This is a genomic window from Bacillus sp. LM 4-2, assembly GCF_000978495.1.
Taxonomy (GTDB): domain Bacteria; phylum Bacillota; class Bacilli; order Bacillales; family Bacillaceae; genus Bacillus; species Bacillus subtilis.
The window spans coordinates 635,728-658,895 of the sequence record NZ_CP011101.1 but is presented as its reverse complement, the minus strand read 5'-3'; the positions used below and the strand labels follow the sequence as shown (position 1 = coordinate 658,895).

The window sequence follows — 23,168 nt, the reverse complement described above, 5'->3', positions numbered from 1 at the left end:
CTCAGCTTATGCCGAGTGGTTTTTATTAGTTTATCACAGAAAAGCTGTTGATGATGCCGTTTGGATTTTCCCATACTTTTTTGAAGGTCTTATTTTCAAGGCTATAGGAATAAATCGTCCGCACCTTAGCTTCACGCCCTGTTTCATCCTTCAGTTTTTTAGCCCCCTTGGCTTCGGCAAGAAAATAAATGTTCTTTCCATCCTTAGAGAACTGAGGCTGTGCGTCAATTAACAGCTTAAATGATTTTTGATTTGAGATGATGCTTTCATACTTTTTCGTATCCGCATTGAGCATCTGAATAGAAGCGGTTTGCTCCGTTCCTTTCTGCGTATATGATGTGAATAAAATACGTTTATCATCATCAGAAACAGCAATATCGCTGATAAATTGGTTCAGGCTTTTCAGCTCATTAAATTTATGTTGGCGGCCTTCCGCAAAATGAATCGTTGTCGGTTCTGGGTCGATGCCCTTTTCGTTTGCTTCATCTGTTTTCTTGTAGTCTTCTTCTACAGAATAATGAAGCAATGCAAATGAATCGTTTTTTTGGTTATAAAAGAAGCTGCTGACGGTGTTATCCTGATCATTAGCGGCAGGATAAAGATTTTTGTACTTTTTCGTTTTCAGATCAAAAGCGGCGATCCGAAAATTGCTTTCGTCCGATTTTCCTAAGCGGAAATAGATGGTTGAACGGTCCTTTGATAAAAACAAACTGTCCGCACTCTCCGCGCCTTTATAAAGCACCGTCTTTTTATTAGACTTTAGATCCAGTTTAAAAAGCCTCATTTCATTCTGTTCATTATTGCCCGTATAATAGAGCACCTGCTGTTTTTGATCCAAGGCAAATGCCGGATAGCTGGTCAGCTTCTCCTCATGGATCACCTTGTCATTTTCATAATACTTTGTCAGCAGATCCGTATCTGTAATTGAAACCAGCAGCTCATCACCGCTTTCAGTATTGACTGAAACATCAGCAGCCTTCTCATGGCCTTTATCCTTTGCAACATAAAACGCAACCCCCGCGGCAGCTGCCGCTATTATCACTGCTAATAATAATATGATTCTTTTTTTCATCTTTTATCTCCACCAATAGAAAAAGCAAGAATGTGACTTCTTGCTTTCCAGATTATATATGTACATTAATAGCTGTAATGCCCCGCTACTTTCCCTTTGCTTAATGGGTATCCAAGCGCTTTAAACGCTTTAGGGCTAACATCCAGCACTGCATTAGGCATTCTGCCAACATCATTTTTATAAACCGTAATCACCTTTTTAGGCTTCGCTTTTGCATAAGCTCTGATTTTTGTCCCGTTTCTAGGAACATCAAATCCGATTTTGGTCGCACAATCCCAATGTCCAAGTTTCTTACCTGAAGAGCCTTTTTTCCCGACTCCGTTATACCAAGTAATATTTCCGTTCACATGTTTCGCACTGGCATCTGATGAAAAACTAAAAGCTCCCAAAGTACTTCCTACTAAGATAAAAGCGGCTAAAATGACTTTCTTCAACATTTCGTCCCCCTGTTTGTTAACATCTAGGAAGATTATACACGATCAACCAGCTATTTTTTATTTCAATATCCTTACAGTAATGTTACAAAGTCAAAAAGTTACCTCTGCTAAATTAAACCATGGAAGATTATCCTATTATAATAGCGGTATTAGCGTTATAATTATTGATAGAGTAGTTGTCGCATTCAATATGAACGAACCATTACCGTATTGTTCAAACCAAATTCATAGCTATGTAAACGATTGATACTCTCATATAAAGAAAAAAGAGTGTGCGAGACCCTTTTTTCTTTAAAGTTTCTTTTTTCAAAAAAACGTAGATTATATTATATAAAAATTTCATTTCTTTTTTGGTTTTAAAAATGGCGATTTTGTGAACAGTTCATATTGACCGGTGCGGAATTACTCACATCAAAAGTTATAGGAGTGGTAATCCATGAAGGCAGCAAGATGGCATAACCAAAAGGATATCCGTATTGAACATATCGAAGAGCCAAAAACGGAGCCGGGAAAAGTAAAGATCAAAGTCAAATGGTGCGGCATCTGCGGAAGTGATTTACACGAATATCTGGGCGGCCCGATCTTTATTCCGGTTGACAAACCGCACCCATTAACAAATGAAACGGCACCTGTCACAATGGGGCATGAATTCTCCGGTGAAGTTGTCGAAGTCGGAGAAGGCGTTGAAAATTATAAAGTTGGAGACCGCGTTGTAGTCGAGCCGATTTTTGCTACACACGGCCACCAAGGCGCCTACAACCTTGATGAACAAATGGGATTCCTCGGCTTAGCCGGCGGAGGCGGCGGTTTCTCTGAATACGTCTCTGTAGATGAAGAGCTTTTGTTCAAACTTCCTGATGAATTATCATATGAACAAGGCGCGCTCGTTGAACCTTCTGCAGTTGCTCTATACGCTGTCCGCTCAAGCAAACTCAAAGCAGGCGACAAAGCGGCTGTATTCGGCTGCGGCCCGATCGGACTTCTTGTCATTGAAGCGCTGAAGGCTGCCGGTGCAACTGATATTTACGCTGTTGAGCTTTCTCCTGAACGCCAGCAAAAAGCTGAGGAGCTTGGCGCGATCATCGTTGATCCGTCTAAAACAGACGATGTAGTCGCTGAGATTGCAGAACGTACAGGAGGCGGTGTTGACGTAGCATTCGAAGTCACTGGTGTCCCAGTGGTGTTACGACAAGCCATCCAGTCCACTACAATTGCCGGTGAAACCGTCATCGTCAGCATTTGGGAAAAAGGTGCTGAAATCCATCCGAACGATATCGTAATCAAAGAACGTACAGTAAAAGGAATTATCGGATACCGCGACATCTTCCCGGCTGTATTGTCATTAATGAAAGAAGGCTATTTCTCAGCCGACAAACTCGTAACGAAAAAAATCGTACTAGATGATTTGATCGAGGAAGGCTTCGGGGCTCTTATTAAAGAGAAAAGCCAAGTCAAAATCCTTGTTAGACCTAACTAATTTGAAACCAAAAAGAATCCGCACTCGGGTGCGGATTCTTTTTTAAATTATCCAATCACTTCAGCCCCAGAATCCTTCTTTGCCCCGCTGTGATCATAAGCGCGGAAGTTTTCCTCCAGCTGCTCAAGCGAAAGCCCTTTCGTTTCCGGCAAAAACCTCTTCACAAACAAGACAGAGCAAATTCCTAATCCAACGAAGATAAAGAACGTTGTGGACAGCCCGATAGCTGCCAGCAATATCGGAAACGTGAAACTGACTGCAAAATTCACCATCCACAGACAGAATACCGTAACACCCATTCCCAGTCCGCGAAGGCGAAGCGGGAAAATTTCAGATAGCATCAGCCAAGTCACTGGTGAAATGGCGCCCTGCTGAAAAGCAAGAAATGTGACCGTTAATGACAGGACTACATACGGAAGTGCCGGTGATCCTTCAAGTACAAGTGAGAATATCCCGATTAGCAATAACGCTGTTGTCGTACCGATCAAGCCTGTCATCAGCATCGGCCGGCGCCCCACTCTTCCCAGCAGCCAGATTCCGACGAATGTTGCCAATACCGAAATCACGCCATTCGCAATATTTCCGATTAAAGCGGCTTCCGTTTGGAAACCGGAATTTCTTAGAATTTCAGTCCCATAATACATAATCGAATTCACACCTGTAATTTGCTGTACAATCGCAATCCCTAATCCAATAAACACAATACGGCGCACCCATGGGACTGAAAGATCTTTAAATGTCGCTTTTTCAAGCTGGTCTTCTTTTTTGAAAGCGAATTCAATTTCTTGCAGCTCAGCTGCTGCCCGTTTTTCGTCCCTGATTTTTTTCAATACACGCAAAGCATCTTCTTTTCTTCCTTTAGAAACAAGCCAACGGGGACTCTCGGGCATTCTGATCATGCCGAAAAACAGGAACAAGGCTGGAAGTGACGCAATGACCAGCATAAACCTCCACACATGGGAGTTGTCTCCCATTGTTGTTCCAAGGATCGCATTAAAAACAAAGGCCAAAAGCTGTCCTGATACAATCATCAATTCGTTCTGCGTCACCATCCGTCCCCTGCTTTCCACAGGAGACATCTCTGCTAAATAGGCAGGCACCGTTACGGATGCACCCCCAACCGCAATACCGAGCACAAAACGGGAAATAATCATGACCGTAACATTTGGTGCAAACGTACACCCAATCGTTGAAATAAAAAATATAACAGCGAGGAACAAAATATTTTTGCGGCGGCCGTTAAAATCAGACATCCTGCCGCCAAACACAGCACCCAGTGCCGCTCCAAAAAGAAGTGAACTGGTGACAAGGCCTTCTGTGAAGGCATTGAGATTAAGCTGATCCGGCTCTCCCATATACGGCAAAGCTCCATTGAGCACACCGGTATCATAGCCAAAAAGAAGCCCGCCGAAAGTGGAGACTAAAATAATTGTACGTAAAAATGACATTTGATTTCCTTGTTTATTCATACTGTTTCCCCCAGTCTTTTTCAAAATGCGTATGTCAAAAACTTATTCCAGGGCTGCTGCCTTCCTCACATTTCGTAAGCAGGCTTCAGAAAATAGTTGTTCATGTTTTTATCCAATAACCTCATAACCTTCCCTTCTTCTTAGCATGTCAATCCCTATGGAAGCGATTTCATTTCTCGTTAAAAGAACAATGGTCATTTCTTTGTGCATAACCTCGTTCATTTGGTATTTATTAGTCACTTAATAGTTCAATTGTAGTGATGTTATAGTGACATTTTTGTTATATCTGATATTATCATAATTATAAAAACGCTTTCAGTCAATATAAATTTCTGAAAATTTTTTACTCTATAAAAGGAAAATCACCAATTCAAGGGGAAAATGAACGTTTTTCTTCATGAAAATGTGTGAATCAAGTCAAAAATCTTGTGATTTTCTGTTCATATCGAAAAATGAGTAAGTGTTGGGTAACTCCCACCTATTTTTCTCTGTAAAATCAAACATTCGTTCAATTGTTTCAGACTCAGGATAAAAGGAAATAGAGAAGAAAATAAAAGAAGGCTGACTTAAGGGAGGCAACCAAAATGAATGAGGGTTATATCATTGCAGGCCTTTTATTATTGACAGCGGGGATGATTGATTTTTTATGGACCACGTTATGGTTAGAGAGCGGTGCCGGCCCGATCACAAGATGCCTGTCTGCCTGGCTGTGGAAGGGCTGCCGCAAAATCAGCGGTGACCACGCAAAGGTTCTAAGTATGGCTGGTCCTCTGCTGTTATGCCTGACGTTAGTGATATGGATCAGTCTATTTTGGAGCGGGTGGGTTTTGATTTACTCGAGTGACCCTCACTCACTTATGGAAACTCAATCAAAAGAACCGGCTTCCTGGTCAGACCGAATTTATTTTTCCGGCTATGTCATGTTTACATTAGGAAATGGCGACCTCGCTCCGAACGGAGGCCTATGGAAGCTTGTCACGATTATTGAAACAGCTCAAGGACTGCTTACCATCACATTTTCTGTCACGTATTTGATTTCCGTCTTGAGTGCGGTTAATCAAAAACGCTCCTTTGCCCAAAGTGTATTAAGTCTAGGGCATGACGGAACTGAAATCGTCCATAATGCATGGAATGGCAAAGATTTTCACGACATTGATTTTCTTCTTGTCGCTGCCTCATCAGAACTGGGAAAGCTGACCGCTCAGCATAACGCCTTCCCCATCCTTCATTTTTACCACAGCACGCAGCATCAGGAATCATCCATTATAGCTGTTGCTGTATTGGATGAGGCTCTAACCATTTTCAAATACGGAATTCCTGAACAATATCAGCCGAATCAGCTTCATATCAAAGAAGCGCGCTCAAGTATCAAAAACTATCTGGATACCGTTCATACTGCCTATATCCATCCTGCAGAACAAGCGCCGCCAGAACCAGACATCTCAAAGCTTCAACAATCAGGCATACCGGCTTTATCAAAGCAAACATTTCAAATTGCCGTCAATTCAATAAAGGAACGTCGTCAATTGCTGCTGGGAATTATCCAAGCGGGGGCTCGAAAATGGCCTGTTCAGGAGCAAGCAATAGGTAATGCTTATTCTCCTAAATAAAAAAGTCCCGAGTGCTGATCACTCCGGACTTTTCACTGTATGATTCTTATACAAGCTTCTGGCCGCAATTCGGACAAAAATTGGCTTCGCCCGTTTTTGTTCCGCAGTTTGGACAGAAATTCGGTTTGCTTCCGCTGCCAGTTGACTGTGGGCCTGATGACTGTGCCTGCTGATTCTGATTCATTTGGTTCATCATCTGATTGGCCATATTCATTCCCATCATCATTCCAGCCATATCCGAAGCCGCTCCGCTTCCGCTCATCTTTCCGGATGCCATTCCATCCGTCATTGATATTTGCTGGTATCTGTTCACATCCCCAACCATACCGTAGGAAGCGTTCTTTGTAATCATATCTTGAACCTCTTGAGGATAATTAAAGCTCATGATTTGAAAACCAGTGACCGTCATCCCGTCGCTTATTAATTGCATATCTAAGTCCTCTTGAATTCCCTTGGCAATATCAAAAGCGTTTGCTTGAAGATTAAACATATCTTTCCCTTCTCTTGTGATCCACTTCATGAGAAGCTGATCCAGAATAGAAATGATACGGGTTTTAATATCCTCTACAAAATATTGATCTTTCACGCCAGCGATTTTATCAATCAGGCTGATATAGTCCTGCACCTTGAAATTAAATGTGCCGTTTGCGCGAATGGGCATCCCGCCTGGCATTCCCGCTGCCGGAATATTTATCGCCTGTTTTGTTCCCCATCTTACGGTAAATTCCTTCGTATTGACAAACAGCACCTCAGCTCGCATGCCGCTGTTAAAGCCAAACTTAAAGCCCTTTAACGTTGAAAGGAATGGAATAATTTCTGATTCAATATCATAATCGCCATCATCTTGAAAGACTCCTTCAACCCGCCCATTGTTCAAAAAGACAGCATCCTGTCCGGGACGAATGATTAAACGGCTCCCTTTTTTGATTTCACGATTGTTCCATTTATAAAAAATCATATCATCTCTAAATTCTTCCCACTCTACTACATTCGCTAATTGATTTCTGAAAAACGACATTACGCCTCTCCCTTTCTCTATTTCTTACATTTAAAAACTGCCCCGGCTCCCACTGTATGACGTGCCGCCTTTCGTAACACCGCCATCGCTGCCGCTGTCTTTATCTGATGGTTTTCTTTCTCTTGTTACAGTCGTTCTAATATAAGTGTCGTATTGATCAATCACATCAGACGTACGCTGATCCATATATGTACTTCCATTAACCGTTACTTTGCCGCCTGCATGATAAAGCATGATTGAAACCGCAATTCCCCCGACTGCGATGGCAGCAATCAGCTGAAACCACCATGTAAAGAATATGTTGTCAGGGTTTACTCCCGGTTTTATGCCCATATCTTTATAGGAAAGCTGAATATATGTCTCAAAAGCTTCAAAATAATTTTCATTGGATAAATCAGATGAAATCGTATTTCTGATGCTATTGAGCCTGCTGTTGTCCAAATACTGTTCGGCTTTTTTAAAGCCTGCGATAAACACTTCTCTGTTTGTCATATCAATCGTCAGAATGGCTGTACTGCCTTTTCCGTAACGATCATAAAAATCGCCGGTATAGTCTGCAATATCTTCACCGTTTGTGCTTTTGGTCGTAATAATGATGAAATCAGTGTCCCTCTTTGCACCCAGCTTTGCCGAGAGAGATTCAAGTTTTCCGATCTCCGCTTTTGACAATAGATGAGCGCGATCGTACACATGCTGCTGCAATTCAGAGGCTCTTACCGCTTCGATACCCAGTAAAGGCATCATGATGAAAACAGCCAGCACAACAAAGATCGCTTTCCCAAAAAATCCACGCATCAAAATCCGCCTCCCATCATCAATGAGACGAGCTTCAACGCAAGAAATGTCCCGCCTGCTATTCCGCTAAACCATGCAGCCACTTTTCCTCGACTGATCGGCGGCTTTCCAACGACCTTTCCTGTTTGCCCGTTCATCGCAAAGATATGCTCCGCTCTTTCATAATCGTAACTGACCATCCAAACAGGAAGCAAAACGTAAAAGCTGTTCACGTTTTTCGTGTGAATATGTTTGTCCCTCACATTGACTGACGTATATCCGGAAAAAGTAGAATGGATGTATGAATCTATATAACTGCTGATTTTCTCTTTTGCCCTCGGAAAAAGCTCCTCATCGGTATAATTGTACTTTTCCGCAATATAACCGGCCAAATATGCCGTTTGAAAGTCCTTCAGCTCTTCGTATGAATAAGGCTCCAATTTGTCCATTAATTCGTCTTTCATTTTTTCAGAGGCATCGACAGGGATTTTCAAATAATCGAGATTGATATCACGAAACGCTTCAAAGTGCTCTGTTTCCGTGCAAATATAATCCCCTTCTTCATATTGATGGACTCTGGTACAGTTTGCTCTCACCTGTACTTCACTATTTAAATCAAACATCCAAAATGGAATATACATGCCGGTGATGCTTTTGATACGATCAGCAGACATGAAACCTCTTGGTGTCAGAAGGCCTTTTTTGCACCACTTTCGAAATGCCTGCTCCGCTTCTTGCTTGCTGATTGTAAATGGAATGACCTTCGCCGGCGCCAAATGTCCTGATAAACGATCGGCAAGTATTGCAGCACCTCCGCAGAAGCTGCACGTCGTTGCTGTCGTTTCAGCTTCCGTGATCAAAACGGCACCGCAGTTTTTACATTGATATTCTTTTGCTTCATCATCAGAAAACCGTGCCGCAATGTTTTCTTTCGGAAGGCTTTCAATATTGTCCTGTCTTCCGCAGCTGCTGCAGGATAACGAGCCGGTTTCACTGTCAAATGCCATATCACTGCCGCAGTTCGGACACTTATAAGATATTATCATTACCGTTCCCTCTCACATTTTATGATAAAATGACGCCGCAGCCGAAAGCTGCGGCCTCCTATGTATTACTTATCGAGCATCATTTTCGCTTTTAACGCCGCAAGTTCATCATCAACCTGGCTTGAACCGCCAGTGTCATACTTTGCAGACAGATCAGCCATATCATCCTGCGGAGCGCTGTTCAGTTCAGCCATTGCATTGGCCTGATCAAGTGCCTTATTTACTTTGTCCTCCATTCGGCCGAATGCAGACATTGATTGGCTTGTACTTGAAACAGAAGCGCCCAGTTTGTTCATTCTTTCTTGCGTTTTCGCTACTGCCCACTTCGCCTTGATCATATTTTTGCGTGCTTCCAGCTCTCCAATGTCAGATACCAATTTGTCATGCATCTTTCTCATCTGTGCGGCATTGGTTGCAGCAATTTGATTCGCCGCCTGCAGCTCAGAAAGCTTTGACTCCAAAGATGTTTTTCTTTCAAGAAATTTTCTCGCATCGCTCTCATTCCCGGCTTGCAGCGCCTTCATTGCATAGCTTTCCATCTTTTCCATATCCGCCTGGCATTCGTGATATTCTCTTTTTGCTCTCTGCTCCTCAGCCATAACAGCTGCTGTTTCTGCCTTAACCTTAGCCAAATCGCTATTCATATTTCTTAAATATTGATCTACCATTTTCTCCGGATTTTCAGCCTTGTCCAATAAAGCATTGATATTCGCAGACATAATATCTTTAAATCTTCCAATTATACTCATTATATCGTTCCTCCTAAAGCTAATTCGGTAACCCTTGTTACATATACTATTTATTATCGTTAAAAGTTTCACTTTTTTAATAAAAAATGACATTTCAAACAAAAAATATACAACTTTTTACCTGAACAAAAATGTAAGCAATAAAAAAAGATGCCCCCAAAAGTCCAAAGACTTTCAAGAAACATCTTCAATGATTTACAAAGAAACTCCAATCTCATCCAAACTCGGCAGTGCATCAATCGCTCCAATTTTAGTGCACACAAGAGCTCCGACCTTATTGGCAAACGCCACAATCTCACGCAGTTTCACAAAATCAGCATCTACAGATTGAATCTGATCCGTGTTTGCCAATTGATATAAAGCCGCACCGACAAAAGCATCTCCCGCCCCTGTTGAGTCAATTGATGTCACCGGAATGCTTGGAATGATTTCACGGTCTTTTCCATTGGAAAGAAGCGTTCCGCTTTTCCCAAGTGTCACAGCGACAATGTTGGCTCCGATCTCATGAAGGATCGCAACTCCCTTTTCATGATCCTTCACACCGCTGATAATCTCAAGTTCCTCGTCACTGACTTTCACAAAATCACTTACAGCGATCGCTTTTTTCGCAACACTTACAAACTCTGAGACTCTTCCCCTCCATAAATCTTCACGGTAGTTAGGGTCAAACGAAATAAACTGTCCATTGTCTTTCGCAATCGACATCAACCGTAAATAGGCTGAGCAAAACGGATCCGATAACAGTGCCGTCGCAGAGCCGAAATGAAGGATTTTCGCTTCGTTTAGTTTTTCCTGGTCAATGTCCTCCAGCGTAAACAAAGCGTCCGCGCCTCTATTAAAAACAAAGTCACGCTCTCCATTTTGTTTTAATGAAACAAAAGCAAGCGTTGTAGGCGCTTTCTCATCCATCACCAGCATAGAGGTATCGACATGTACAGCGTCCAATGTTCGCTTCAGAAAATACCCAAACGGATCCTTTCCTACTTTTCCGCTGAAAGCGGCGTCTCCGCCCAGCTTGGCAATCGCTGCCGACACATTCGCCGGTGCCCCGCCGGCACTTTTCAGGAATTGGCGCCCTTCCATTAAATCAACGTCAACATCGGTACAAAAGAAATCAATCAACAATTCCCCAATACAAACTACAGAATGACTACGCATATTATCACACTCATTTATAAAGTCTAGATTACAGTCTCAGTATATTACTTTTTGCCATAAATACAACATTGAATATTAAAAATTTTACATCTATTTATCTCGCAGACCTTTGCTCCAGCTCAGAGATGATGTGTTTATATCTTTTTTCCGTTAAAGGATAGAAGGCGATAAGAATAATAGAAAGCAAAATGAAAAATCCCGGAATCAAAGCATTCATATTTTTAATCGCATTCAACGACGCAACTGTCTGGTCTGTATTCGCCACATACCCGGCGATTCCTAAATAAATGGCCGAAAATGACCCGGCTAACGCAACACCCAGCTTATTAATAAAGCTCATGCTCGAAATCACAACACCATCCGCGCGAATTCCGGTTTTCCATTCCGCATAATCGACGCAATCCGCAACCATTCCCCAAGCAAGCGTATTTAAAGGCGTTGTGAAAAATCCCGAAGCGAAAAGCCAAATGAAAATGAGTGGAATTGAAGAATACGGCGTAAAATGCAGGCCGGCATAAGAAATAAGCGATAGAGCTGCCGTGATAATCATGACTTGTTTTCTGCCCCACTTCTCAGAAAAGAAAGGAATAAACAAATTGCTGATCAGCGCTGCCCCGAAAAATAAAACGGTGCCCATAAACACGAACTCTTTATGGTTTACGTTATACGTAAAATAATACACCATCGTGCTGAGCTTAATATTAAACCCGATCGCAAAAGCCAAAAATGATGAAATTAACATGAGCAAGGGTTTGTTTTTGAATAAAACGGATAACGTCTTTTTGATCCCTTGTTTTTTTCTCTTTTTAGGCTGAATCCGCTCCCGTACAGTAAAGAAACTAAATAGATTCAAAACGATGCTGACAGCCGCATAGATGAGCGCCGTCATCTGAAATCCAAACGCCTGATCCTCTCCTCCGATAGCAGTTGCAAGCGGTGTCGCACAGGAAATGGATAAAAGAATGCCGATATACACCAAAATCATCCGGGTTGTGGTCAGAACCGTTCGTTCCTCCACCGAATTCGTCATCCGCCCCGTTAAGCTGTTCACCGGGATCGTTTGCATACTAAAGGACATCCCAAGCAGAATATAAGTGACATACGCATATACCATATTTCCGGTCTCACCGAAATGAGGCGTCGTGAAACATAAGAATGTGAATAGCGCAAAAGGAAATGCCACCCACAGCAAATATGGCCTTGCTTTTCCCCACCTTGTATTCGTTTTATCTAAAATCAATCCCATGATCGGGTCAAAAATAGCATCCAGCACACGCACAACAAGAAACAAAGTTGCGATTACCGCAGGCTGAATGCCGCCGACGTCTGTATAATAAAATAATAAGTATGCGTTTACAAACTGAAAGATAATATTATACGACATATCGCCGAATCCATAACCGATTCGTTCAAACCAGGACAGGCCGGTGCTGGATTTTGACTGATGCTTCGCCTTCAATGCCGTTACTTTTTCTGTTCCAATCATCATTTCCCACCCCAAGAATCCGTTTTCATTTCCAGTAAACAAGAGGGAGAATACGAAGATCCTCCCTGTTCACTCAGCGATTTGGATACACCATCACTTTTAAACATTCATTCTTAAATTGAAGCGCCCGCTCCATCGCATCTTGCGTCTGCTCCAGCGAATATTGGTCCGTTACTAGATGCTTCGTGTCCACAATGCCTGAAGCAAGAAATTCGATTCCCTTTGGATACGTATTGGCATAACGGAAGATCCCGTAAATATCAATCTCATTATCCGCAATAAACGGCACGTTGAGCGGAATCTCGTTCTGTGAAGGCAAACCGACAATCGCCAATTTTCCGCCCCGGCGCACAGAAGCCAGTGCGGATTGCAATGCCGCTGGATTCCCTGCTGTTTCCCAAGCAACATCAACGCCTCTATCATTCGTGATCGTTTTAATCTCTTCAAGTGCATCCTGTTCACGTATATTAATAATGTGAGTCGCTCCCATTTTTTTCGCAGCTTCTAACCGCAGCAGCTCTAAGTCGGTGACAATGATTGTGCCTGCCCCAAATGCTTTAGCTGCGGCAACAGCCATTAACCCAACAGGGCCCATCCCCATAATCGCAATCGTTGATCCGGGCTGTAGCTTCGTTCTGGCCGCCGCATGGATACCGACAGAAAACGGCTCGATCAAAGCAGCTTCTTCATAAGAAAGTGAGTCTGGGATTAAAAAAACAAAGTCCTGACGCATTTTAATATATTGGACAAACGCACCGTCTACCGGCGGTGTAGCCAAAAACTGTACATCCGGGCAAAGATTATAGCGTCCTTCTTTGCACGCCTCACAGCGTCCGCACGTAACACCCGGCTCTACAGCGACGCGGTCTCCCACCTTGAATTGATCGACAGATGATCCGACAGCGGCAATTTCACCCGCACATTCATGCCCAAGGATAAATGGTTTTTCCACAACATAGTTGCCTATTCGGCCATTTGTATAGTAATGCAGATCAGATCCGCAAATTCCGACAGCCATCACCTTAATCAACACTTCATCATGATTGATATCAGGCACAGGCAATGTTTCAATTTTGATCTCTCTTGTGTTGTGCATAACAGCCGCTTTCATGTTTTGAGGTACTGTGTGAGTCATTTGGCAAGTTCCTTTCTTTAGAAAATAAAATGTAAGTGCATACATTTTTGTTTTCTCTGTTACTGCCCCCATTTTATCTGCTTTTTAACACGTTCAACAGCCTTTCCTGCTGTATAAAAGGACAGCGGCACTGTACTTTTATTTTTTCATATACAAAAAACGCTGGATTGATAAAATAGTACTAATAGGAGGTGCAGGCTTATGGCTGAACTTGAAAACCGAAAACAATTTGCACAAATGCTGGCACCTGGCGTCAAAACGCTAAAACTTCATCCTGATTATAAAGTCAGAAGGAAAAAGAATGAAAAAACAGGACAGTCTTACATAGATAAAATCGCACTCCAGCTGGGAGTCTCCCCAAACACGATCAAAAGCTGGATCGGACAGATGGGGGCAAACTACATTCCCGGAAGAATCGACGACGGAAAACTGTTCGGAATGATCTGGATCATTCTCGAAAAGACCGACTTGGATATCGAGTGGTTGACCGACTTGCTGGAAGCCACCACTATCCCAGTCATCAAACCCGCATTGCCTGTATGGGCAGCATCCTGTTTGAAAAAAGCGAAAATACTGCGAAAAGACGGATTATTCGGGGCTCCGAGTGAAGGCGAAATTGAAAATGTAGTAAAACGGCTGTTTCATGACAGACCCGGCCAAGAAACGAATGCGCTTACAGAACAGCCCATCACGCATAATTTACCCTCACGCTGGTCCGGACGCTTTATCGGACGCAGCTTTGATATGGAAGCGATACGGCAATGGATGCTTTCTCCATCACCAGTCTGTTTAATCACCGGCTGGGCCGGCATGGGAAAAACCACAATTGCTCTTGAAGCCGCCTATTCCTGTGTCGACGATACTTCAGTTTGGCCGGCATTCAACAGCATCATCTGGGTCAGCGCTGATTGGAAAGGATTAAGCTTTAGCGATTTTTTAAATACGATCGCCTATCAGCTCGGACGCAAAGAACAAATCGATAAATCAATCAATGTAAAACGGTTTGTCGTCCGCAATGCGTTAGCCAATTACACTAGAGAAAAACCGATCCTGCTGATCGTTGACAGCATTGATACTGCAGAACGTGACATTCATGAATTTATCACCAGCCTTCCGCAAGGCGTAAAAGTTCTCCTTACAGCGCGGGAAAACGTAAAGCAAACTTATCGGGAAAGCTTCGGAGAAATGACAGCCATTCAGCTAAGCGGTCTTGACCAAACAGATGCCCACGAATTTTTTCAACAAGAAGTGCATCACTGCTTACAAACATGCAACCTCCCACGTAAACGGGAAAAGCTGGAGCAGCTGTTACATCTATCATCTGACCTGAAAAACGAATTCATTTCAGCGACTGCCGGAAACCCGAAAGCCATGGCACTCAGCATTGCCTATATGTCAGACGATGACATCCCCGCTCAGCAGCTGATTCATGAGCTTGGAAAAGCAGGCTACTCACTGCTGGAATTGTTTGAATTCCTCTTTGGCCGCACCTGGGATAGATGCAATGAAGATACGCGAAAGCTCTGGCAGACGCTTTGCTTTTTCAGCAAGCCGCCTGATGAAAAAAGCCTGGCGGCAGCAGCCGGATTAGACGCCCGCCGTTTTCATTACGCTATGGAACAAATGCGGTCATATGCGCTGATTCAGCCGGAACGAAGCCAAGGCAGGACACAATACTTAGCGCACCAAACCGTTGTCGCTTACGGAGAACAGCACTTGTCCGAACAGCACGAATATGAAAAAGAAGCCCGCAATCGCTGGGCGCACTATTATATTGATTATGCCGAAACCCATTTAAAGCGGGAACAGCCCAACTCTATCTATTGGAGCTACCTGCTGGGACGGAACTTAGATCAAATGAAACAAGAATGGCCAAACATCTTAAAGGTCATCCAATGGGCAAGTGAAACTGAACAAAAAGAAATCCTAATCGAACTCATCACCCGCATTAGCCATTTTCTAAGCAGAATCAACCTGCCCCTGCGAATCGAATACGGACGCAAAGCGGCCGACGCCGCCCATCACTTAGGCCAACACACACGAGAAGCGTACTTCCGAATCGACACCTCAGGCTGGGCATTGATGGAAGTCAATGATTTAGACGGAGCGCTTCAGCAAATAGAAGCCGGGCTGAAGATTCTTGAACAATCAGACGCTCACGATGCCTATGATCTAAAGGTTTGGGGACATGCACTCAAAGCAAGGCTGTTTTTAAAAGACGGGCAACAGGAAAAAGCAGAGACAATTTTAAACGAAATCGAAAATCAACCGATTTCCCCTACCATTCAACACAGAGTTCTATTGGTTCGCGGTGACTTAAGCTTTGCGAGAGGTTATCATGTAGAAGCCATTCAATTATACGAAGCGGCAAATGAAATCAGCTCCACATACGGCGGCGAAAAAACGATAGAAGCCTATTTCAATCTGGGTGTCGCTTACGTGAAATGTGATCAGTTTGAAAAAGCGGAAGAAGCCTTTGAGCAAATGCTCTATGACAAACATAACGCCAATCAAGTTGAACTGATCTACTATCACTACGGAATGGCGCAGCTGTTGTATCGTAAAGGAGAGAAAACGAAAGCGGTGGAATCTAATCAGAAGGCGATTCGTTTGATTGATTCGTGGGAGCCTGCGATTGGGATTCGGGGAGAGGTTGAACGATTAGCAAGGGCAACTAAAGAAAACGAGTAGTACGTAGTTCTGTCAGCAATCTCACTCAATTTCTTTATTATAAATAGGAAAGGCCAACTGAAGTCGCAGTTGGCCTTTCGTTTCTTATTAAAGTCTACAAATGTATCAAACCAGTTTTTCTCGTATAAAGGAAAGCGTATCATTTGCCAGCTTTTTGCGACAAAGAACAATACCGGAATGACCACAATTGTAGACATATCTTGTAGGTCTCCCCCAACTTTCCCATAAATAATCTGCATCTTTCAAGTCAATATATTGATCATGTTTAGCAGAAATCAGCAGTACGTTATCTTTATTAACTTTCGGCAAGGCTTGACTAGGATCTGTGATATCCCAATATTTTATTAACTCATTATAGGTCACACCATTTTGTTCTAATTCTTCTCTTATGTATTTACCTGGGATCGTGTTCCATATCGAATAAGAAAGGCGATTGGCATAAAAGATAGATACCACTACATCAATTTTCGATTCCAGGGTAGCAATTAGATTAGTAACCCATCCCCCAAGGCTTACTCCGACTATGATAACAGGCCCTTTTTTATTTGCTTTTATCCAGTGAATGAACGCCCGTAAATCTACAATAGCCTGTCTTGTCGACTCAATTGTACGATCAATATTAACTAAGAATAAACAGAAAGGAAAGACTGATTTATCATGGTATATTCATTTAAAAGAGACCCTTTAGGATACTTAAGAATAGTTCTTCCAACAAGAACAGAACTAGAATACTTTTCCGATTTCATTGAAGATATTGTTTCAGTAGAGGAAGCTGATGAATACTTTAAATATTGTTCAAGAAGTATTGAATGGTTCTTCTGAAGAATATGAGATTCAATTAAACACCACTAGATTCATTCAAATCAATTGAAACATCAGCTATATTTGCACTGTAAAATTCCTCTCTATCATTGATATCGACTGTAAAAGCAGCAGAAAAATGTTTATCTATGCTTCTTTTTCTGTGTAAATCATATAAAGCCAAACGATCTATCATTTTTGAGACATGCACTATTAAGTCCTCCTTGATAATATCAGAGTTGATAATTAGGTTGTCTATCTCCATAGCGTCGGGACGGATTTTATTAAGGTACTGTTGGAAGAATCTAACTCCATCGACAGTGAATTTTTGGGGATCAGATGTCATTATTCTGTCGCTCTTTATATTTAACATAAAAGACGAGTTCCTTATTGCAAGGAAAACATCGTCTTTTAGCTAAAAAAGCAAAGAAGCACAAGATTTAACAGGATTCCTCTTTGACAGTGCTTTTCTAGGGGAAACAGTCTAAGAGTGGGTGGCACTACTTATTTAGATAACTGGGTCTTTTTTGTGTCGTATGAGAGTATACCAATAGGGTATCCTGTCTGCAATAGAGAGAGAAGCGGTCCATAAATGAAATGCCATGTAAGCTTGTACACACTACACATGTTTATTTATACATCAAAAAAGAAGCTTCTCACAAGTTCGGTGAACTCATGAGAAGCCTTGAAAATTTGCAAATGGCCAAAAGGGCATCAAAAATAAAAGTCCGTTGCCGACAAACCCCTGTTTATCAAGAGTTTTTTGTCGGTTTTACATCATGCAACCCATTCATTCCGACTAATAACAGTTGAAAATAGTATTAAAAAAACCAGCTCAAAATACTGTTTTTTAGACTTAACATTTAATGCTGATAAATATTTTTAAAACTATAGGAGGACAAAACCGAGGACAAGTATTATGTTATCGGCTTTTAACCTTCTAGAACTAATTTTTATCACTTAATCTTTTTGTAAACAAAAACATATTACCATACAATGTTGAAGTTATAACGCTATGTCGTTTTTTTGACTTATTAATTTCACTTACAAATTTAAATAAGTCATCAGTGGAAAATGTTTTATTTTCAAGATATAAGTTATAAACTTGTTCAGCAGAAATATAAACAAGAGTTACAGCGGCTATATCAAGAAAATCAAAATCAACAGAACCAAATACTTTAAAGGTATTGGTTGAATTAGAGGAAGGAAACAGAAAAGCATTATGTTTTGTTTTACCTCTGGACAGTTTTTCAAGTGCCTTATCATATAACAGCTGCTTAGTTATATCTTCAACCCCAGGATTCCCCTCCAGCTTTTTTCCGTCAAAATTTATATTATAATATTTAGCATCTAATATTAAAAAGTATTCTTTTGAACGGTATTCGAAAGCCTTAATAATATCGGGTTCTAGTGTTTTTTTCTCTTTATTAACCTCTATATCCGTAAAGTTAATCCAATTTGGCCTTGATATCTTTTTTACGTATTCATTAACATGGGAAAATACGGTCTTACATACTTCCTCCCATACTCTGTGAAAGTATTTTGTTCCATACAGAGAAAGAGTGGGTCGTTTAGAAAACTGATTCTCTTCCCTATCAATTGCGGTTTTCAATGCCTTTAACAATTTAACGTCACGATCAACATATGTGTTCACGATTTCTTTATTTATTACTGAGCCAAAAAAATCAGCGTAGTCCAAAATTTTCATACCATCACAGGATTTATCAAATTCTAGTCCCGTAAAACCTAAAATGACTCCGAAATCATTAAAATATTTACTTAAAGCCCATTTATGAATTTTAACTATCAAGTGATACTCGTCTTTTTGTACCACTTCATTATAAGTACTGAAATAATATGGAACTCCCTTTGAGAATACTGGGGTAATTTCATTAACTGTCTTACTCCAATCTATAATTCCTTCTCCATCAATTTCATATTCAGTAAATTTTTTTTGATAATACCCATTCAATGAGAAATCATTAAGCAAATAATCTGCTATCATAAAGTCGGAGACTTCATCACTATCTAGCTCCGATACGAAATAATCAGATTCCCGGCTTTTATTTAAACCTGAATATTTTTTAAAAATCTTCAGCAACTTATTAAACAAAGTCCGCTTTGAATGTTCATCTAAGTGCCTGTTACAGTATTTAGGCAAAATGAATATTACATTGCGCCCATTAGATATAACACCTACATAGTTAAATATTAAATCCCCACTAGAATCTTCATATAATATACCTTTACTTTTGAGTAAAGCTAAATTACCACCGAGTACACGTACAATCCTTTCTTTATTGTATTTTTGATCTTCAAAGAAGAACTTACTTGACTTATCCATAGTTAATCACTCACAAAAGACGAATCATCTATGTCAAAAGTAAAAATGTTATCCGAGCCATCATATTTTTCAATTAGCTCAGAGAAAGTACTAGCATTTAAAAAATCAATCGTTGGATTATGCTTGAAAACATCTTCCTTCAAATAATAAAGCAGTTTATTTTTAAATACATTCTGATTCCACAGTTCACTTTCTTTCAGGAAAAAAGGTCCAAGCAGCTTATCCTCTGGTACTTTTCCTTTAAGACGCTTATTAATAATGTCTCGGAAATCATTCCACATAATTACTTTATTATGACCTTTATATCTGAGGCTCAGCTTCCAAGAGTCCACTGCCTTTCTATACTTTTCCAACTCTAAATATTCAAATGACCACCTTCTCTTAAAAGCGGTATCGAGCGGTAAAACACCCTGATCCGCATTATTCATAGTTGCCCAAATAAAGAAATTGGATGGTAGCTTAATCATTTCATCTTTAATTCCGTTTCTCGCTAAATAATTCATAATGTCCGGCCCGAATGTAACAGGATAATCACTTTCACCGTTTTTATTTCTGTCTAATAATTGAAAAATATCACCAAAAACACTTGCTGCATTGGCACGATTAATTTCTTCGATAATTAATATAAAATTAGTGTATCTATTTTTCAGAGCTTTAATTAATACATCGATAAATGGGCCAGGAACAAATTGATAATCAATCATTGGCTCAAAGTTTTCCATCTTATCCCTAAAGTTTGAACTAAATATCTCTTCCTCACCGCTTAATTTTTTATATATAGGAACCGGTTTATAAGCACCTATAAATTGTCCATATGTATAACCAGGGAAAAAAGTAACTCGGGTGAATACATATGGATTATCACCAAAGATCTTTCCCACTTCCCTTTCTAGATAATTACTCTTCCCTGTTCCTGGTGCACCATAAATAATCCTATTCCTAGGAATACTGCGTAAAACGCTGAATTTTGGTAAAGTGCCTTTTTTCTTTTCTAGGCTCAATAATAAATCTGAAGTTTGTTTGGATATTTCCATCAGTTCATTTCCCCTATTTAAAGTTTATCGCTTAGTTATTTTCAAAGTCTTCCGGTAAGTCATCCGATGATGTAGTAGCGTTCTCATCAACAATGTCCCCAGATACAAATCCCTCACTTCCATTTTGGACATTTGGATGTAAGTCTAGAAATGAAATCAAATCTTGTTCAATATTTACAAACTTAAGCAGTGAATTCTTATCAACAGGTTCATTATATTTATGTTTTATCTTACACACCACAAGATTTTCAACGACTTCAATTACTTCCAGTCTGCGTGTGATAGCTGATGAACCATTAGTATGTGAAGCCGTCCAAATCATATCACCAATTCTATAGGTTTTGTCTTTATCTTCTACAAATTCCACAATAGAACCATCTTCCTCAATATCAAGGAAGACTACATAGCTCTTTGCACTTTCCTCATCTTCATTTTTAGCGCTTTTGTTATTTTCCTGGGCTGGGGATTGATTAGCTCGCGGGTATTCTTTGAGTTCAATTCCTGGAATCAATTCCTCAGCCTTTTCCTTTAATTCAAAATCGTTCTCGAAAACTAAGAATGCTAGCGGATACACTTTGGTTTCACCCTCAAATACTAAAAAAAGTAATATTCCGTCAAAAATCGTGCCCCTTTCTTCCCCGTTACAGAATTTAGATGAGGTTGTAATTGCACTATTTCTCGTTCTTATAATTAGTTCATCTAATTCCGAATCGTCCACAGAAGGTATAGAAATAAAAGCAACTGCCATCCGGGTATGTTTATTCCGTTGATTTCCTTGAGCAAACCGAGTGTCCAAATTGCTAATCCTTCTTGATGTTCCCGTTACATACACTTCATTTTCACCGATCAAGAAGGCTTCTGAAACAATCTTTCGTATTTCGTTATACTTACTAGTACTGGTACTAGATACTCCGGCAGGGTAATTCCCTAATAGAGTTTCATAAGCGTCCTCTAATCTTTTTATAAAAGTCATTGATTTTACCCCCATAAAATCACACAAGCTAATATGTATGTATTTTCTAATTAATATAATTGTATCATAATAAATAAAGAGGATGGAATTGTTTGAGAGACCAATTCAAATATCGAATTGGTACTGATTGGGGCTGTCGAAAAAGAAATTCCTCGCCACCATGATCTCATCAAATTTAGAGACAAAATAAAAAAAACCAACTATAACTAGACATAATCAGACAAGAGCACTCGATTTATGTCAGAAAGTCGTCGTTCGAAAACCTCTAGACTATATTATAATGAACAATAATGTTATTTTATTGTAGGTCAATCATAGGCTGGAAAAACAAAACAGAAAAATGGCTACAGTTTAGTCAACTTGCACCGAGCTAAAATCGGGGTTGGGTAAATCAGGAAGGAATGAGAAAGACCTGGAAGATGCTTTTTATAAGGAATTTGGGATATGGAACAGGAGGCATGCGCGGGGAAATTGGAGCTGGAACAAACCGGATGACATCTATACGTTAAGGAAAGTTTCTGCTGGGTTGGCGGCTTTTATAATGGAAGCCGCCAGGACACTGGCATCCAGCGCATACGTTTTCGAGTCATTAAGGCCTACAACCGTGTTAAGTTTGCAGTACGTCACCTTCATGGTTTTGCCGGTATTGTTGTGACTGCGAGCCATAACCCGCCTGAATACAATGGATATAAAGTTTATGGGCCAGATGGCGGCCAGCTTCCTCCTAGCAAAGGGCCTGATCAAAATATAGCGCAGAGGTGGACAAGGCATACCTTGAACTATTTCAGAAAACTCAAATATTTAAGATGAAACAGACATCAAGGTTGTATTTACGCCGCTTCATGGTACAGCAAATCTACTGCAATGGCCTTGGCGGCAATGAACTACAAGCATGTAGCGGTGGGAAAAGAACAGGAGCAGCCTGCCCTCTGTTTTCCACTATCACCAGTCCAAATGCTGAAGAACATGCCGCGTTTGAGCTGGCCATCAGGGAAGGCAGCAAATTGACGCCGATATTTAATTGCAACAGATCCCGATGCAGACAGGCTTGGAATTGCTGTTAAAAATGAAAATGGTGAGTATACGGTTTTAACCGGAAATCAAACCGAGCCACTTCTGCTCCACTATATCTTAACCCAAATAAAAAAGAAAGGAACACTTCCATCTAATGGGATCGTTCTTAAAACGATTGTTACCTCGGAGCTTGGGAGGGAAGTTGCAACCTCTTTCAGAGTCGAAACAATCGGTGTATTAACGGGATTTAAGTTCATTGCCAGAAAGATTAATGGCTACTACAAGACAGGAGAACATAATTTCCTCTTTGGGTACGAAGAGAGCTATGGCTATCTGATTGGCGACTTTGTCCGAGACAAGGATGCTGTTCAGACGGATGTCCTTGCAGTTGAGGTATGTGCTTACTATAAGAAAAAAGGATTTCACTATACGAAGCTCTCCTTAGTATTGAAGAATATGGCTACTTTCAGGAAGGCCTGCGCTCATTAACACTAAAGGGAAAAGAAGGGGCAGAACTGATTCAGCAGACCCTCGCTGCCTTCCGTTCTGAATTTGGCCAGCTTTGGTTCCGTCAAGGTTACCACTGTTGAGGATTACTTGACCGGAATCGAGAGACTGTGGAAGGCCCTGAGGAACTCATGGGCCTTCCACAGTCAAATGTTCTTAAATGTTTTCTTGAAGTCGGATCCCTGGATGTGCCTGCGACTTTCAGGAACAGAACCAAAAATCAAATTCTACTTCAGGGTAGATGAAAGTCTTGCCGAGACCCGAAACCCCCAAAGAATTGAAAAGGAGTTTATGGAACTGGTCGAATAAAAGATGGAATAATGCAAAAAAAATTAAAGATAAAAAACGGAGCTGGTTTTATCCAGCTCCGATA

17 protein-coding genes and 2 pseudogenes are annotated in these 23,168 nt (G+C 41.0%); 4 read left to right on the top strand and 15 right to left on the bottom strand.

Annotated elements, in window-relative coordinates:
• Positions 1-25 precede the first annotated feature (25 nt).
• Together bslm_RS03375 and walM are read right to left on the bottom strand one after the other, a co-directional pair.
• Positions 26-1,072: a PD40 domain-containing protein gene (locus bslm_RS03375; protein ID WP_042977956.1), complete on the bottom strand. Its 1,047-nt coding sequence runs from the start codon at positions 1,070-1,072 to the stop codon at positions 26-28.
• 65 nt (positions 1,073-1,137) lie between these two features.
• Positions 1,138-1,509 carry a cell wall metabolism protein WalM gene (gene walM, locus bslm_RS03370; protein WP_003234013.1) on the bottom strand — a complete coding sequence of 124 codons (372 nt, stop codon included), beginning with the start codon at positions 1,507-1,509 and terminating at the stop codon, positions 1,138-1,140.
• Positions 1,510-1,945: 436 nt separating this feature from the next.
• Between walM and bdhA the strand changes: the two genes are divergently transcribed.
• Positions 1,946-2,986 carry a (R,R)-butanediol dehydrogenase gene (gene bdhA, locus bslm_RS03365; RefSeq protein WP_003234015.1) on the top strand — a complete coding sequence of 347 codons (1,041 nt, stop codon included), beginning with the start codon at positions 1,946-1,948 and terminating at the stop codon, positions 2,984-2,986.
• 47 nt (positions 2,987-3,033) lie between these two features.
• Here bdhA and iolT read toward each other — a convergent pair whose 3' ends face one another.
• Positions 3,034-4,455: a myo-inositol transporter IolT gene (gene iolT, locus bslm_RS03360; protein WP_003234027.1), complete on the bottom strand. Its 1,422-nt coding sequence runs from the start codon at positions 4,453-4,455 to the stop codon at positions 3,034-3,036.
• A 584-nt stretch (positions 4,456-5,039) separates the two neighbouring features.
• Here iolT and bslm_RS03355 point away from each other — a divergent pair.
• Complete coding sequence (locus tag bslm_RS03355) at positions 5,040-6,065, top strand: potassium channel family protein (protein WP_003242752.1); 1,026 nt, start codon at positions 5,040-5,042, stop codon at positions 6,063-6,065.
• Positions 6,066-6,111: 46 nt separating this feature from the next.
• Here bslm_RS03355 and bslm_RS03350 read toward each other — a convergent pair whose 3' ends face one another.
• The 7 genes from bslm_RS03350 to gutB form a co-directional block, all read right to left on the bottom strand.
• Complete coding sequence (locus tag bslm_RS03350) at positions 6,112-7,083, bottom strand: SPFH domain-containing protein (protein WP_003244029.1); 972 nt, start codon at positions 7,081-7,083, stop codon at positions 6,112-6,114.
• A 30-nt stretch (positions 7,084-7,113) separates the two neighbouring features.
• Positions 7,114-7,878: a TPM domain-containing protein gene (locus tag bslm_RS03345; protein WP_003242723.1), complete on the bottom strand. Its 765-nt coding sequence runs from the start codon at positions 7,876-7,878 to the stop codon at positions 7,114-7,116.
• Positions 7,878-8,903 (bottom strand): TFIIB-type zinc ribbon-containing protein, encoded by a 1,026-nt coding sequence (locus tag bslm_RS03340; protein WP_009966712.1) that lies wholly within the window; start codon positions 8,901-8,903, stop codon positions 7,878-7,880. Before bslm_RS03340 ends, bslm_RS03345 begins: the two co-directional genes overlap by 1 nt.
• Before the next feature lie 65 nt (positions 8,904-8,968).
• A complete protein-coding gene (locus bslm_RS03335) occupies positions 8,969-9,652 on the bottom strand; it encodes a PspA/IM30 family protein (RefSeq protein ID WP_003243015.1) in 684 nt (227 codons plus the stop codon).
• A 195-nt stretch (positions 9,653-9,847) separates the two neighbouring features.
• Positions 9,848-10,810 (bottom strand): carbohydrate kinase family protein, encoded by a 963-nt coding sequence (locus bslm_RS03330; protein WP_009968826.1) that lies wholly within the window; start codon positions 10,808-10,810, stop codon positions 9,848-9,850.
• Between the two features lie 94 nt (positions 10,811-10,904).
• Positions 10,905-12,296, bottom strand: a complete 1,392-nt coding sequence (locus bslm_RS03325) for an MFS transporter (protein ID WP_003242688.1) — start codon at positions 12,294-12,296, stop codon at positions 10,905-10,907.
• A gap of 73 nt (positions 12,297-12,369) precedes the next feature.
• On the bottom strand, positions 12,370-13,431 hold the full coding sequence (gene gutB / locus bslm_RS03320; RefSeq protein WP_046381486.1) for a sorbitol dehydrogenase: 1,062 nt from the start codon (positions 13,429-13,431) through the stop codon (positions 12,370-12,372).
• 201 nt (positions 13,432-13,632) lie between these two features.
• Between gutB and gutR the strand changes: the two genes are divergently transcribed.
• On the top strand, positions 13,633-16,122 hold the full coding sequence (gutR, locus tag bslm_RS03315; RefSeq protein ID WP_003234045.1) for a glucitol operon transcriptional regulator GutR: 2,490 nt from the start codon (positions 13,633-13,635) through the stop codon (positions 16,120-16,122).
• Positions 16,123-16,227: 105 nt separating this feature from the next.
• Here the strand turns inward: gutR and bslm_RS03310 are convergent.
• The 5 genes and pseudogenes from bslm_RS03310 to ydiR form a co-directional block, all read right to left on the bottom strand.
• Positions 16,228-16,746 (bottom strand): annotated as a pseudogene (locus tag bslm_RS03310) (alpha/beta hydrolase); the annotation flags it as partial.
• Positions 16,747-16,960: 214 nt separating this feature from the next.
• On the bottom strand, positions 16,961-17,296 hold the full coding sequence (locus bslm_RS03305) for a hypothetical protein (protein ID WP_010886428.1): 336 nt from the start codon (positions 17,294-17,296) through the stop codon (positions 16,961-16,963).
• A 573-nt stretch (positions 17,297-17,869) separates the two neighbouring features.
• Positions 17,870-19,267 (bottom strand): type-2 restriction-modification system enconuclease BsuRC, encoded by a 1,398-nt coding sequence (locus bslm_RS03300; RefSeq protein WP_003234050.1) that lies wholly within the window; start codon positions 19,265-19,267, stop codon positions 17,870-17,872.
• 2 nt (positions 19,268-19,269) lie between these two features.
• Positions 19,270-20,301, bottom strand: coding sequence for a type-2 restriction-modification system deoxyribonuclease BsuRB (bsuRB, locus tag bslm_RS03295; protein WP_003234052.1), 1,032 nt, complete (start codon positions 20,299-20,301; stop codon positions 19,270-19,272).
• A 31-nt stretch (positions 20,302-20,332) separates the two neighbouring features.
• The gene (ydiR, locus tag bslm_RS03290; RefSeq protein ID WP_003244216.1) at positions 20,333-21,274 is read right to left on the bottom strand and encodes a type-2 restriction-modification system endonuclease BsuRA; all 942 of its coding nucleotides are present in this window, start codon (positions 21,272-21,274) and stop codon (positions 20,333-20,335) included.
• 290 nt (positions 21,275-21,564) lie between these two features.
• Between ydiR and bslm_RS21245 the strand changes: the two are divergent.
• A pseudogene (locus bslm_RS21245) lies at positions 21,565-23,104 on the top strand (phospho-sugar mutase).
• Positions 23,105-23,168: the final 64 nt, after the last annotated feature.